This is a genomic window from Ruegeria sp. L11 (assembly GCF_056531755.1).
Window position 1 is genome coordinate 353,181 of the sequence record NZ_JBQFMI010000001.1, and the last position, 13,772, is coordinate 366,952.

General features: G+C 59.2%; 15 protein-coding genes and 1 tRNA gene. 5 read left to right on the forward strand and 11 right to left on the reverse strand.

Translation table 11 applies throughout. From position 1 onward, the window contains the following. Positions 1–30: 30 nt before the first annotated feature. The 8 genes from ACR0CE_RS01720 to ACR0CE_RS01755 all read right to left on the reverse strand — a co-directional run bounded on the left by ACR0CE_RS01720 (position 31) and on the right by ACR0CE_RS01755 (position 5,388). Positions 31–1,110 carry a 2'-deoxycytidine 5'-triphosphate deaminase gene (locus ACR0CE_RS01720; RefSeq protein ID WP_480830650.1) on the reverse strand — a complete coding sequence of 360 codons (1,080 nt, stop codon included), beginning with the start codon at positions 1,108–1,110 and terminating at the stop codon, positions 31–33. Between the two features lie 61 nt (positions 1,111–1,171). Further along, positions 1,172–1,248: transfer RNA gene (locus tag ACR0CE_RS01725), tRNA-Pro, on the reverse strand. Positions 1,249–1,309: 61 nt separating this feature from the next. Beyond that, positions 1,310–1,915, reverse strand: a complete 606-nt coding sequence (locus ACR0CE_RS01730) for a MerR family transcriptional regulator (RefSeq protein WP_480830651.1) — start codon at positions 1,913–1,915, stop codon at positions 1,310–1,312. A gap of 18 nt (positions 1,916–1,933) precedes the next feature. Then, on the reverse strand, positions 1,934–2,236 hold the full coding sequence (ihfA, locus tag ACR0CE_RS01735) for an integration host factor subunit alpha (RefSeq protein ID WP_209503673.1): 303 nt from the start codon (positions 2,234–2,236) through the stop codon (positions 1,934–1,936). Between the two features lie 96 nt (positions 2,237–2,332). Then, positions 2,333–3,304, reverse strand: a complete 972-nt coding sequence (locus ACR0CE_RS01740; RefSeq protein WP_480830653.1) for a beta-ketoacyl-ACP synthase III — start codon at positions 3,302–3,304, stop codon at positions 2,333–2,335. 22 nt (positions 3,305–3,326) lie between these two features. Beyond that, positions 3,327–4,415, reverse strand: a complete 1,089-nt coding sequence (plsX, locus tag ACR0CE_RS01745; protein ID WP_480830655.1) for a phosphate acyltransferase PlsX — start codon at positions 4,413–4,415, stop codon at positions 3,327–3,329. A 24-nt stretch (positions 4,416–4,439) separates the two neighbouring features. Continuing rightward, on the reverse strand, positions 4,440–4,646 hold the full coding sequence (rpmF, locus tag ACR0CE_RS01750) for a 50S ribosomal protein L32 (protein WP_008756996.1): 207 nt from the start codon (positions 4,644–4,646) through the stop codon (positions 4,440–4,442). Positions 4,647–4,851: 205 nt separating this feature from the next. Further along, on the reverse strand, positions 4,852–5,388 hold the full coding sequence (locus tag ACR0CE_RS01755) for a YceD family protein (protein ID WP_480830657.1): 537 nt from the start codon (positions 5,386–5,388) through the stop codon (positions 4,852–4,854). A gap of 85 nt (positions 5,389–5,473) precedes the next feature. Here ACR0CE_RS01755 and ACR0CE_RS01760 point away from each other — a divergent pair, with 85 nt between their 5' ends. The 3 genes from ACR0CE_RS01760 to ACR0CE_RS01770 all read left to right on the forward strand — a co-directional run bounded on the left by ACR0CE_RS01760 (position 5,474) and on the right by ACR0CE_RS01770 (position 8,665). After that, positions 5,474–5,947, forward strand: coding sequence for an outer membrane protein assembly factor BamE (locus ACR0CE_RS01760; protein ID WP_480830658.1), 474 nt, complete (start codon positions 5,474–5,476; stop codon positions 5,945–5,947). Positions 5,948–6,047: 100 nt separating this feature from the next. Then, positions 6,048–6,788: a GNAT family N-acetyltransferase gene (locus tag ACR0CE_RS01765; protein WP_480830659.1), complete on the forward strand. Its 741-nt coding sequence runs from the start codon at positions 6,048–6,050 to the stop codon at positions 6,786–6,788. Positions 6,789–6,856: 68 nt separating this feature from the next. Beyond that, on the forward strand, positions 6,857–8,665 hold the full coding sequence (locus ACR0CE_RS01770) for an ABC-F family ATP-binding cassette domain-containing protein (RefSeq protein ID WP_480830660.1): 1,809 nt from the start codon (positions 6,857–6,859) through the stop codon (positions 8,663–8,665). On the opposite strand, the gene ACR0CE_RS01775 is transcribed toward ACR0CE_RS01770, so the two are convergent. Continuing rightward, a complete protein-coding gene (locus ACR0CE_RS01775) occupies positions 8,662–9,210 on the reverse strand; it encodes a sugar O-acetyltransferase (RefSeq protein WP_480545473.1) in 549 nt (182 codons plus the stop codon). The two genes, ACR0CE_RS01770 and ACR0CE_RS01775, sit on opposite strands and share 4 nt — an antisense overlap. A gap of 9 nt (positions 9,211–9,219) precedes the next feature. Continuing rightward, entirely contained in the window at positions 9,220–9,975 is a 756-nt protein-coding gene (locus tag ACR0CE_RS01780; protein WP_480545475.1) for a 3-hydroxyacyl-CoA dehydrogenase, read from the reverse strand. A gap of 232 nt (positions 9,976–10,207) precedes the next feature. Here ACR0CE_RS01780 and ACR0CE_RS01785 point away from each other — a divergent pair, with 232 nt between their 5' ends. Continuing rightward, a complete protein-coding gene (locus tag ACR0CE_RS01785; protein WP_480830661.1) occupies positions 10,208–10,996 on the forward strand; it encodes a hypothetical protein in 789 nt (262 codons plus the stop codon). A gap of 78 nt (positions 10,997–11,074) precedes the next feature. Here the strand turns inward: ACR0CE_RS01785 and tyrS are convergent, their stop codons facing one another. Then, on the reverse strand, positions 11,075–12,367 hold the full coding sequence (tyrS, locus tag ACR0CE_RS01790; protein ID WP_480830663.1) for a tyrosine--tRNA ligase: 1,293 nt from the start codon (positions 12,365–12,367) through the stop codon (positions 11,075–11,077). Positions 12,368–12,672: 305 nt separating this feature from the next. Here tyrS and ACR0CE_RS01795 point away from each other — a divergent pair, with 305 nt between their 5' ends. Beyond that, positions 12,673–13,767 (forward strand): anhydro-N-acetylmuramic acid kinase, encoded by a 1,095-nt coding sequence (locus ACR0CE_RS01795; RefSeq protein ID WP_480558332.1) that lies wholly within the window; start codon positions 12,673–12,675, stop codon positions 13,765–13,767. The last annotated feature ends 5 nt before the right edge of the window (positions 13,768–13,772 follow it).

The following is a 13,772-nucleotide window of genomic DNA, read 5'->3' on the forward strand; positions in this document are numbered from 1 at the left end:
CACATGCACCGTTGAAAGAAATTCTGAGGATTAGACGGCCGCTTTGAAGTGCTTGGACAATTTCAGGCCTTGCCCCTGATAGTTCGATGCAATCCCGGCACCATATAGCTGCGTGGGCATCTCAGCCATTTTCTCATAGACAAGACGCCCGACCACCTGTCCGTGTTCCAGCACGAAAGGCGCTTCGTGGCATCGCACCTCAAGCACACCACGCGACCCTGCACCGCCCGCTGCGGCATGGCCAAAGCCGGGATCGAAGAACCCGGCATAATGCACTCGGAATTCACCAACCATCGCCAGATAAGGTGCCATTTCGGCGGCATACATCGGCGGGATATGGACCGCCTCGCGGCTGACAAGGATGTAGAATGCGCCGGGGTCAAGTATGATGCGACCGTCCTTGGTGCGCACTTCCTCCCAATAGTCCTGGGGGTCGTATTCGCCAATTCGGTCCAGATCGATTACCCCGGTATGGGGCTTGGCGCGATAGCCGACCAGATCGGTGTCGGGCAGTTGCAGATCGACCGAAAAGCCAAGACCATCATGAATCACAGCAGGCCCGTCCACCAACGGCGATTCGGCGTGCAGGGCGGTCAGTTCGGCGTCAGACAAGACGGCCTGACCCTGACGGAAACGAATCTGGTTTAGACGCATACCGGGTTGGACCAGAACCGAAAACGAACGTGGACAGATCTCGGCGTACAGCGGGCCTTTGTAGCCTGCGGGCACGCGATCGAACTCGGTGCCACCATCGGTGATGGTACGGGTCAGAAGGTCAAGCCGCCCGGTCGAGCTTTTGGCATTGGCGACGGCGGTCATGTCGCGGGGCAGGGCAAGCGATTCCATCAGTGGCACCAGATAGACGCAGCCCTTTTCCAGAACAGCGCCGTCCGAGATGTCGATGCGGTGCATTTCAAACTCGGCCAAGCGATCCGTAACAGTCCGTCCTTCGCCCGCGAGAAACGAGGCACGCACTCGGTAAGCAACTGTTCCTAAACGCAAATCAAGGCTGGCCGGTTGAATTTGCGCTGGCAGAACATCGGGGTTGGCGGCAATCTCTCCGCGCGCGATCATCGCTTCGATTTGCTGGTTCGCGCAAACACCTGTCATCTCGATCCCCTCATGTGCCAGAGCGGGATCTGGCCTTTGTGCCATAAACGTCGGTGTGATTTGGTCGGGCTAGCAGGACTCGAACCTGCGACCTTCCGTCCCCCAGACGGACGCGCTACCAGGCTGCGCCATAGCCCGACGTTGGGCCGTTCATAAAGATTTTCCCGGCAGGGGCAAGAGGAAAACACTGCCTTTTTTCCTAACCCGTCGCCTGTGTTTCAACACGATCCAGCCAACGGCGCAGGTCTTTTGCAATTGGTGCAATCCGGCGCAGAAGTTCGTCGTCAAACTCGGCGCACTTCCACGCCAGCGAAGCAATTCCGCCCATCAGGGGCGCTGTGTTCAGGTCAGACTCTGGTTCTTGTTCTGACACAGCCGCGGGAAGTGCTTCGGCCTGCACACCTTCATTCACCGGCTGCTCGGCCGGTTCGTCCAGATCCATAGGGATTTGTTCGGTGGCTGCAGCGGGTTTGGGTTCGAACGGCACCACAGTACCTTGAACGGGTTCAATCAGGGCGGGACCCGGTTCGTCCAGAGGCGGAGACAATGCTGCGACATGTGCGACGCCTTGCTCGCGCAGGATGCGCTGCACGCCTTTGATTGTGGTCCCGTCTTCATGAAGCAGTTTCTTGATGCCCCCCAGAAGACGCATGTCATTGGGGCGGTAATACCGACGCCCGCCCGCGCGTTTGACCGGTTTGACCTGAGTGAAGCGGCTTTCCCAGAATCGCAAGACATGGGCCTGGACACCAAGCCAATCCGCCACTTCACTGATCGTGCGAAACGCGTCGCGGGATTTGCTCATATCCGCGTGACCCTGGGGTTACTTGCGATTCCCGACGGCGACGCGATCTTTCATAAGATGCGACGGGCGAAAGGTCAGTACGCGGCGGGGCTGTATCGGAACCTCTTCGCCGGTTTTGGGGTTGCGGCCGACTCGCGCGGTCTTGTCGCGAACACTGAACGTACCGAAGGACGAGATTTTCACCTGCTCACCACGCACCAGAGCGTCGGACATGTGGTTCAGAACGCTTTCGACCAGCTGCGCACTTTCGTTGCGCGAAAGCCCAACTTCGCGAAAGACGGCCTCGCTCAGATCCATTCGAGTCAGTGTATTGTCGCCCATGTCATTTCCCCTGTTGCTGTCAAAGCATACGGGTACGGCAAATTCGCTGTCAATATCAATGAATTGCAAGAAGCTGTGTAAGCTGGATTGCGCCGGTTACCAGCGCAGAACCACCGCGCCCCAGGCCAGACCGCCGCCAATCGCTTCGGTCACGATCAGGTCGCCGGGTTTGATCTGCCCGCGTTGTTTACCAACCGACAATGCCAATGGGATGGATGCAGCCGAGGTGTTGCCGTGATCCTGAACGGTCACAACTACGTTTTCCATTGGCAGGCCCATCTTTTTGGCCGTGCCCTGAATGATGCGAATATTTGCCTGATGAGGAACAATCCAGTCTACGTCAGCGTTGCTCAGCCCCGCGCGGCCCAGGGCTGTCTCAGCGGTTTTGGTAAGCTTTTCAACGGCATGTCGGAAGACCTGATTGCCCTGCATACGCAGATGCCCGGTGGATTGGGTCGAAACCCCCCCATCGACATAAAGAAGGTCCTTGTAGCGCCCGTCCGAGTTCAGATCGGTTGCGAGTATGCCGCGATCCGAAGCGGTGCCTTCGCCGTCCTGCGCTTCGAGTACCAATGCGCCAGCACCATCCCCGAACAGAACGCAGGTCGAGCGGTCGGTCCAGTCCATAATCCGGGAAAAGGTTTCGGCACCAATGACCAGCACGCGTTTGGCCTGACCTGACAGAATCAAAGCATTTGCGTTGCTGAGGGCGAAAACGAATCCCGCGCAGACAGCCTGTACGTCGAAAGCAAACCCGCTGGTCATGCCCAGTCGGGCCTGAACCATGGTCGCGGCAGAAGGAAAGGTCAGGTCCGCGGTCGAGGTCGCCAGGACAATCGCGTCGATATCATCCGCTGTCAGGCCCGCATCGGCCAGCGCAGCTTCGGCAGCCTTGGTGGCCAGGTCCGACGTCGTTTCGTCATCGGCGGCAAAGTGACGGCGTTCGATCCCCGACCGGGTTCTGATCCACTCATCCGTCGTGTCCAGCGTTTTCTCGAACTCGGAATTTGGAACAATACGTTCCGGCAAATAATGCCCGACACCTACTACAACTGAACGGCCTGCCATTTTTGGGGTACTGCCTTTTTTGTTATTTATCGGTCTGCGGCGCTGCTTGCGCGGCATCTTGTTCAAGCTGGGCTGTGGATGCAACCCGCGCCGCTAATTTTTCGGCGAAACCGGACTGAGCCAGAGTAAAGGCCAGTTTGATCGCCGCCGACACTCCGGTCGCATCTGCCCCGCCGTGGGATTTAATAACGGTCCCGTTCAGACCCAGAAACACGCCACCGTTCACACGGCGCGGATCGATGCGCTTTTTCAGGCGCTGTAGTGACGTGATGGCCAGAATCGAAGCCAATCGGGACAACGGAGAGTATTTGAACGCCTCACGCAGAAGTTCTCCGATCAGGCTGGCGGTGCCTTCACCCGTTTTGATCGCAACATTGCCTGTAAACCCATCAGTAACAATGACATCTGCCTTGTCACCGGGAATATCACTGCCTTCGACAAAGCCAACAAATTCGAAATTCGCCTGTTCCGCGAAATCCGAGATCAAGGCGTGCGCTTCTTTCAGTTCCGCGCGGCCCTTATGCTCCTCGGTGCCAACGTTCAGCAGCCCGATCCGGGGGCGGTTCAGGGCCATGCCGTTGCGCGCATAAGACGCGCCCATCAGGGCGAATTGCAGCAAATCCTTGGCGTCGGCGCGTACATCGGCGCCCACATCCAGCATTACATTGAACCCTTGCGGGTTGCGCGAAGGCCACAGGATCGCGATTGCGGGGCGGTTCACACCCGGCAACTTGCGCAGACGCATCATCGACAGGGCCATCAGGGCACCGGTGTTCCCGCAGGACACCGCGCCATGAGCTTCGCCCTGACGAACCGCTTCCAGCGCGGACCACATTGAGGTCTGCTTGCCGTTGCGCACAACCTGGCTGGGCTTGTCCTCCATCGTGACTACGTCGGGGCAATCACGAAAAAAGACGCGCCCTTCAAGGACACGTCGTTTAGCAACCAGCTTGCGCAATACCTGTTCGGGCCCGTGCAGCAGGAACCCGATATTCGGGTTCTTGCCAGCCGATTTTGCCAGACCTGCAACGACGACAGCGGGGCCTGCGTCCCCTCCCATTGCGTCAACCGAGATGGTGATCCGTCCGGCGTGCGTGGGCTGATCGTTCATGCCTTGGCCTGTGCTCGATCAGGCTTAGGCTGCGTCTTCGTCCAGATCGATTTCGTCGGCCTGTGCGACGACTTCGCGATCGTCATAGTGGCCGCAAGATGCACAAACGTGGTGCGGGCGTTTCAGCTCGCCGCAGTTCGGGCATTCGTTCGGGTTTGCAGCAACCAGAGCGTCGTGTGCGCGGCGGTTGTTGCGACGCGACTTGGAAACTTTGTTCTGTTGGACGGCCATGGTCTCAACCTTTGTCTGACTGGGGGCCGCAGATTCGCTGCCGACCCGGGTTTCGTAGTTCGTTTATCGTGGTTTGACGCGCGTTTAGGCGACGAGCCCCGCAATGTCCAACCCAAAATCCGATGAGCGCGCGAAAATACTGCGATTCTCGGCATGTTCAAGCGATTTTTCTGACCGCCTGCTATGACAGGAAATCCGGCACCTGTCACTCGTCTTTTTTTAGCACATCGCGCAATCCTGCCAATCCCGCAAAGGGTTTGGCATCGTCATCCGTCATCGCCTGTTTGCCCGGTTCTGTGTAGGCGGCCTGACCCAGTTCCGCGCCGTCTTTCCGTGGATATTGTGGCAAAGCCAGAGACAGGGCCTCGATCATGACAAGGGCCGGATCAATTTCCGGTCCCAAAGGTTCAGATTCGTCATCTTCCGGGATTTCGAACTCTGGATCATCAGGGTCTGCCCAATCCGCAAGAAAAGTTCGGTGCACCGTAATGTCGATCCTTGTCGTCACCGGTTCCAGCGTCACCACGCAAGGTTGGGTGACAGTTGCGCCGAGTTTGCCGTTCAATACCCAGTCCCGTTTGCCTTGTGCCCGCAGTTCGCCGGAAAAGCTGAGCTTTCGCAGCCCCAGCAGCCCAAGGTCTTGCCTGATTTGCTCAAGCACGGTGGTTGCAGGGCGCAGATCAAACCGTGTCGGGGCGTTCTGTGGCAGGTCAGACACCCGAAATGATGTCGTGTTGCTCATTCGTGAGCCTTTCTATGTGTTGAACCGTGGCAGCGGTTTATGTAATCGGATAGAAGCCGAAGAAGGCCAAGGCAAGAGGGTGCAGATGTTGAAGGTAGTGAACCAGTTGAAACCAGCTGCGAAATCGCTTGTGTTTGTTGCCTTTCTGGCTGCGACCGGGGCTTGTACGGCTGTCTTCAAGAATCACGGCTATGTGCCACCGGCCGAGGAACTGGCGGAAATCAAAGTTGGCGTAGATACGCGTGACAGCGTGCAAGAGGCCATCGGCGCGCCGGGCGCATCCGGCGTGGTTCGGGAATCGGGCTATTACTATGTCCGCTCTCGCGTGCGTCACTACGGTCCGAAACGGCCCGAGGTGGTATCGCGCGAACTGGTTGCCATCAGTTTTGATCAGCGCGGTGTTGTCAGAAACATCGAACGCTTTGGTCTTGAAGACGGGAATGTGATTGCTCTGGAGCGCCGCGTTACCGATTCCAACGTTCAGGACAAGGGCTTCCTGCGTCAGCTGCTGGGCAATATCGGCAACTTCAATCCGGCCAACATTCCGGGCGCCAACTAATTTGCGCCAAAACCTTGCGGTGGTCACAGGGCAGTCACATGTCTTGTGCTAACGGTGTCGTACCGACGCCTGAGGGTCGGCAACCGTGGAGGACGCGACCGTGACAACGGCAGTTTTGTTAAGCAAGGGGCGCTATCGCGCCAGACTGGCGCAGTCGCCCGAGGATATCAGAACAGCTCAGGCATTGCGGAGCTTGGCTTTTGGCACAGAGCAACCGGACTGCGACGAGTTTGATGCACGCTGTAGCCATATCCTGATCGAGGATATGCGCTCGGCAGACCGGCTGGTCTGCTGCTTTCGGATACTGACCATGGATAGTGGCGGCGAAATCGGACAAAGTTATTCGGCACAGTTCTACGACCTGACCTCGCTCGAAGGCTTCGAAGGCCGGATGGTCGAAATGGGACGATTTTGTATCCACCCCAATCACAGCGACCCCGACATCCTGCGTGTAGCATGGGGGGCAATGACGGCCTACGTTGACCGGAACAACGTCGAGATGCTGTTTGGATGTTCCTCTTTTGCCGGAACCGCAACTGAGCAGTATCTGGATGCGTTTGCGATGCTCAAACACCGCCATCTGGGCCCGAAACGTTGGTTGCCGCGCGTGAAGGCTCCGGATGTGTTTCGTTTTGCCGCGCGTCTGCGGCGCAGACCGGATGCGAAAAAGGCAATGCTGCGGATGCCACCCTTGTTGCGGACCTACCTGATGATGGGCGGTTGGGTCAGCGATCATGCGGTGGTGGATCGCCACATGAACACGCTGCACGTTTTCACAGGGGTGGAAATCGGTGCGATCCCCCCGGCACGCAAACGTCTGTTGCGGGCGGTGGCCGGGTAGATTGAGTATTTTTCAAAAGGTGAAGACGGGGCGTTGACGCAATGTGTCAGCCGGTTTAGCTGGCGCACATGGCGAGAATTCCTTTGTTGCAGATGTCCGGCATTTCCCTGACTTTCGGGGGTGACCCGGTGTTTTCCGAACTGGATCTGGTGGTTCAGCCCGGTGATCGTGTTGCGCTGGTGGGGCGAAACGGGTCCGGAAAATCCACGCTGATGAAAGTGATGGCCGGTCTGGTCGAGGCTGATCGGGGCGAGATTGTCGTGCCGCCCGGAAAATCCGTTGGCTATATGGAGCAAGATCCGACGATGGAGGGCTTTGCCACGTTGGGGGATTACGCCTCCAGCGGGTTGGAGCCGGGAGAACTTTACAAGGTTGAACGGGCCGGTGAAGGGTTGAAGTTCGATCCTTCACGGGCGGTTGAGACGGCTTCGGGCGGAGAAAGGCGGCGGGCTGCGCTGGCCAAGCTGATGGCAGAAGCTCCGGATCTGATGTTGCTGGACGAGCCGACCAACCATCTGGATATCGAAGCCATCGCGTGGCTGGAACGCGAACTTGGCGCGACCCGAGCGACCTTTGTGCTGATCTCGCATGACCGGGCCTTTCTAAGGGCGCTGACCCGGGCAACACTTTGGATCGACCGGGGGGCTGTTCGGCGACAGGAGCAGGGCTTTGAAGCCTTTGAGGCCTGGCGGGACAAGGTCTGGGAGGAAGAGGACCAGCAACGCCACAAGCTGAACCGCCTGATTAAGTCCGAAGCGAAATGGGCGGTTGAGGGCATTAGCGCCCGACGCAAACGTAACCAAGGCCGGGTGCGGGCCTTGCAGGCGTTGCGGGCCGAAAAGGCGGCGCAGATCAAACGTCAGGGTTCGGCTGCAATGGCACTGGAGGCCGGGCCAAAATCAGGCCGTAAAGTGATTGAGGCCAGGGCGCTGGCCAAAGGGTTTGGCGACAAGCAGATCGTTCGGAACTTTGATCTGCTGGTGCAGCGCGGTGACCGGGTGGCCTTTGTCGGGCCGAACGGTGTTGGCAAAACAACGTTGCTGAAGATGCTGCTGGGGCAGGTGGAGCCGGACGCGGGCTCGGTTTCCTTGGGGACGAACCTTGAAATCGCGGTGTTCGATCAGACCCGTGCCCAACTGGACCCCGAGATGAGCCTGTGGGACAGTCTGACCGGCGATCCGGAAATGCGGGTGTCGGGCAAGGCCGATCAGGTAATGGTGGGCGGGCAGCCCAAACATGTTGTAGGGTATCTTAAGGAATTTCTGTTTGACGAACGGCAGGCCCGAGCAGCCGTGAAATCCCTGTCGGGTGGGGAAAAAGCCCGGTTGTTACTGGCCAAACTGATGGCGAAACCCTCGAACCTTCTGGTGCTGGACGAACCGACCAACGATCTGGATGTCGAGACGCTGGACCTGCTGCAAGAGCTTTTGGATGATTATGACGGCACCGTTCTGCTGGTCAGCCATGACCGGGATTTTCTGGACTGCGTAGCGACAACCACCATCGCGATGGAGGGGAACGGACGGGCGACAGTCTATGCTGGCGGCTGGTCGGATTACATCGCGCAGCGTGGCGACGTGATCCAAAAAAGCGTAGAAAAAGCAAAAGCTTCAAAGCCAAAGATCAAGCAGGAAGAAAGGCCGAAATCCGGCCTATCCTTCTCGGAAAAGCACCGGCTGGAGAAACTGCCTGCCGAGATCGCGCGCCTAGAGGCCGAGATTGCCAAGCTGGAAGAGCTGATGTCCGACCCCGGGCTGTTCACGCGTGAGCCGGTGAAGTTCCAAAAAGCGACCGAGGCGCTGGTTGAGCGGCAGGAGAAACTCTCGGCCGCTGAAGAGGAATGGCTGACGCTCGAAGAGAAGGCTGAAAGTGCTTAGCGCGTCAGACGTTTTGCCGGATTACCTGCCACGGTTTCTCTGGCGGGGACGTCTTTGGTGACGACGCTGCCTGCGCCGATTGTGGCGTAGTCGCCTATGGTAATGCCGGGCAACAGGATCGCTCCGCCGCCAACCCAAACCTGCCTGCCGATGGTGACGGGCAGGCCGATTTCCAACCCTTGTGCCCGATCAGCCGGGTCTTTGGCATGATGGGCGCAGTAAATCTGAACATTGGGGCCAAACATCGTGTCGTCGCCGACCCGAACGAGGGCCGTGTCCAGAACCACGCATCCGGCATTGAAGAAAACCCGGCTGCCCAGATGGATGTTCATTCCATACGCGCAGTGAAAAGGGGCTTCGAGAAAACAGTCCTCGCCGACATGGCCCAGCAGCGCGTGTAGTTCCGGGGCCATCGCGCCGCGTGTGTCGGGCGGACAGGTGTTGTGAGCGTGAACAGCCCGTCGTGCCCGCGCGCGCAGATCGTCCAACTCAGGATCGAGACAGCAGTACCACTGCCCGGACTGCATTTTCTGGCGCTCCGACATGGGGCTGTCTTACCGCATCCGCAGAGCGCCGTCGATGCGGATGACTTCGCCATTCAGGTAGCCCATTTCAACGATGAAACCGGCCAGCCGCCCGTATTCCTTAGGGTCGCCCAGGCGGGCCGGGTTCGGGACGTCGGCGGCCAGTTGTTTCTGCACGTCTTCGGGAAGGCCCGCCAGCATCGGGGTCATAAAGATACCCGGCGCAATGGTCATGACGCGAATCCCGGTCGAGGCCAGATCGCGGGCCATTGGCAGGGTCATGCCAACAACCCCGCCTTTCGATGCAGCGTATGCCGCCTGTCCCTTTTGGCCGTCGAATGCGGCAATAGATGCAGTGTTGATGATCACACCGCGCCCCCCGTCCGGTTCGGGTTCATTCTTTGCCATCTCGGCAGCGGCCAGCCTTGAGACGTTGAATGTGCCGACAAGATTGATGTCGATCGTACGCTGGAACGCGTCCAGCGGGTGGGGCCCATCCTTGCCGACTGTCTTGATTCCATAAGCGATACCCGCGCAATTCACAGTCGCGGTGATCTTGCCCATCTTGTCCATGCCGTGGCGCACGGCAGCTGCGACCGAGGTTTCGTCGGTTACATCCGTCAGCGCAAAATATCCGCCGATTTCGGAGGCGACTTGAGCGCCACGGTCCGCGTCACGGTCCAGAATAGTGACTTGCGCGCCCTGCGCGGCAAAGTGACGGGCGGTGGCTTCACCCAGACCGGATGCGCCGCCGGTGACAAGAGCGGCTGTGGTGGACAAGTGCATCGGAACTCCTCCCTAGGATATGAACAACTGTTCAATAACTGCTTTGCAGGGGCGGTGTCCACATCTTTGAGCCTGAACGCCTAAAGGGGCGGGGCGGACTGACCGCCGCCGGGTCAATACGCATCTTTAAGGCATCTTAATCCGCGCTTCACGAAAACGCGCCTGTTCGTGAACGAAGTAATCACAGCCATTGCGTGTTTTTTCGTCAGGAGGTTCCGATATGGTAAATGGTATGAAACAAACACTGGGCGCTGTTCTGGCTGCACCTGTCTTTGGGATTGTGGTTGCCGGCAGTGCTGTTGCAGCGCAGGAAACGTGTAACTGGAAAACGGCTCAAAATCTTGCGAATGCAGGCGACTATGCCGGTCTTTGCGATTGTGTTCAGGTGACCCCGAGCTTTCTGGACAGACTTCAGAAGAGACCGGATTTTGAGACAACGCTGCGCATTACCGGGGCGCAATGCCCGGGGCTGGCCGCTTTGCTGACAGATGTGCCAACGGCAAGCCTGTCCGGTCTGGCAGAGAATCGGGGTGAAAGCCGCGGTTCAGAACCCGGTGGAGCAGGATTTGCGAATGCGGCTGGTCCTGACGGCCCCGGCGGTGGAGGAGAACCCGACAACGGCGGTGGACAGCCCGGCGGCGGTGACGGAGAGCCAGGCGGTGATGGTGAACCCGGTGGCGGCGGTGGAGAGCCCGGCGGTGGCGGGGGAGAACCCGGCGGTGGCGGTGGAGAACCCGGCGGCGGTGGCGGAGAACCTGACAACGGCGGCCAAGAACCCGGTGGTGGCGGTGGACAGTCCGGCGGCGGTGACGGGGAACCCGACGGTGGCGATGGTGAACCCGGCGGTGGCAAAGGCAATAACGGCGGCGGAAAGGGCCATAACGGCGGCGGCAAAGGTGGCGATAAGGGTAACAATGGCGGCGGCAACGGCGGCGAGGGCAGCAGTCCGGGTCGCGGAAACAACGCCAATGACGACGAGGGCGAACGCGACCGGCCCGGTGGCGGAAAGGGACGTCAGTAGCCTTGCCCATTCCAAAATAGATACGGCCACCCAATCGGGTGGCCGTTTCCTGCTTTGCAATCAAAGGTGAAAGGGGCGTCAGCCCAGTTGCACCAATGCGTGGCGTTTCTTGCCTGCACTCAGCTTGATCGGAGACGTCAATGCGCCCGCGTCGATCATCAAACCCGCATCCGTCAGCGGAGCGTCGTCCAGTTTGGCCCCGTTTTCGGCAATCAGGCGCTTGGCCTCTTTGCCGGACTTGGCGAGGCCTGATTTGACAATGATCTGCACGATGGACATGCCGTCGCCCAATTCTTCCTTAGTTAGAGTCAAGGTAGGGAGCGCGCTGATATTTCCGGTTGCGTAGAGGGTATCCTGACCTCCTTCACGAACAGACATGGAGCCAAAAATACCTTCCGATGTTGATCGGGCAGCTTTGGATGCGTCAGCACCATGAAGGAGTGTTGTAACTTCGTCAGCAAGTATCTTTTTGGCCTCATTGATCTCGGACCCGGCAAGCGCGCCAAGACGGTCACATTCATCCACCGGCAATTCGGTATAGAGCTTCAGGAACCGCCCGACATCCGCATCGGTGGTGTTGCGCCAGAACTGCCAGAATTCATAGGGCGAGCGCATCTCGGCGTTCAGCCAGACCGCGCCATCCTGCGATTTGCCCATCTTCTTGCCGTCGCTGGTGGTCAGCAGGGGTGAGGTCAGGCCGTAGATTTCGTGATCCAGCACCCGGCGAGTCAGGTCGATACCGTTGACGATGTTGCCCCACTGGTCGCTACCGCCCATTTGCAGAACACAGCCATAGCGGCGGTTCAGCTCCAGAAAGTCATAGGCTTGCAGGATCATGTAGTTGAACTCGAGAAACGACAGCGATTGCTCACGATCCAGCCGGGATTTCACCGATTCAAAGCTGAGCATCCGGTTGACCGAGAAATGCCGCCCGATGTCGCGCAGGAAATCGAGGTAGTTCAGATCATCCAGCCATTCGGCATTGTTCAACATCAGCGCCTTGTTTTCGGCATCAGTGTCGTAATCGATATAGGCCGCGAACACTTTCTTGATGCCCGCGATGTTTTCGTCAATCTGTTCGGGTCCCAGCAGGGGGCGTTCATCCGCGCGGAACGAGGGATCGCCCACCTTGGTGGTGCCGCCGCCCATAAGGGTGATCGGCTGATGACCGGTCTTCTGGAACCAGCGCAGCATCATGATCTGAATCAGACTGCCCACATGCAACGACTTGGCCGTTGCATCAAAGCCGATATAGGCCGGCTTGCACCCACTGATCAGCGCGTCGTCAAGGCCCTGATAATCGGTGCAGTCGGCGAGGAAGCCGCGCTCGATCATCGTGGCGATGAAATCCGATTTGGGGTGGTAGGTCATATCGTGCCCTCGGGGTTTGTGTTGCGCCGCACTGTATAGGCGGCGCTGCGGATGAGGAAAAGCCACCTTTTCACTCTAAAAGCGCGTGCCGTGATATGCGCGCGCAACTTGATAGCAGGGGTGTTGATCCTGAAGCGCGGCGTCGGAAAAAAACCGACGCCCCCAATCAGAAGGCTTGCCAAGGCGGCATAACAAAAGCACCTTGACCAAGCTGCAACCCAGAGGTGAAGTCCAGAGCTTCGGGCACGGCGGAAACATTGCCAGATCAGGAGGCGGGCGTGGGCCAAACCATCAAGAAACACGGAATGGTTCGGGCATTGGGCGCGATGTCCGGTACGTCGCTGGACGGGGTGGACGCTGCGGTGGTGGAAACCGACGGGCATTCCATCGCCGGATTCGGGAAAAGCGGCTATCGCGCCTATACCGAAGCCGAGCGCGAAGTGCTGCGGGCGGCTTTGGGGCAATGGCACGGCCCGCAGGTCGATGCGGCGGCTGAAATGGTGACCTTTGCCCATGCCGAGGCGCTGTCCGAGTTCGAAGATGTGGATCTGATCGGCTTTCACGGCCAGACGCTGGCGCATGAACCGCGCGGGCGTGGCACATTGCAGGTGGGTGATGGTCTTGGTCTGGCGCAGGCGCTGGGGCGCCCGGTGGTCTGGGACTTCCGGAGCGACGACGTGGCGATGGGGGGCGAGGGCGCTCCGCTGGCGCCGTTTTTTCACTTTGCTTGCGCCAAGTGGTTTGGCGCGGACCGCCCGTTGTGCTTCCTGAACCTGGGTGGTGTTGGTAATCTGACCTATGTGGACCCAAGCTTTGATGGTCCCGAGGCGCCGGGGGCGCTGCTTGCCTTTGATACGGGGCCAGCGAACGCGCCGGTCGATGACCTGATGCAGGCCCGGCTGGGGCAGCCGATGGACCGGGATGGTGCGGTTGCGCGCAATGGCACCGTCGAAATGGGTGCGTTGGAGTTGTTTCTGGCTGAGCCTTTCTTTGCACGTATGCCGCCCAAGTCGCTAGACCGGAACGATTTCTCTGAGATGATCGACCTGGTGAAAGAACTGGGTGACGCTGACGCGGTGGCGACCCTGACCGGGATGTGCGCAGCGGGGGTGGTGCAGGGGATGGAACACTGTCCGCAACCGCCGTCTTGCGTGCTGGTTACAGGCGGTGGACGGCGCAATCCGGTTTTGATGGAGATGCTGCGCGTGTCCCTCGACTGCCCGGTCGAACCGGTCGAGGCCGTGGGGCTGGACGGTGATATGCTCGAGGCGCAGGCTTTTGCCTATCTGGCCGTGCGTGTGGCGCGGGGATTGCCAACCTCGTGCCCGGGAACAACCGGGGTGAAAGCGCTGGTGGGTGGCGGCATGGTCAGTACTGTGAACGCTCAACCGGTGGGTTGAGGTTG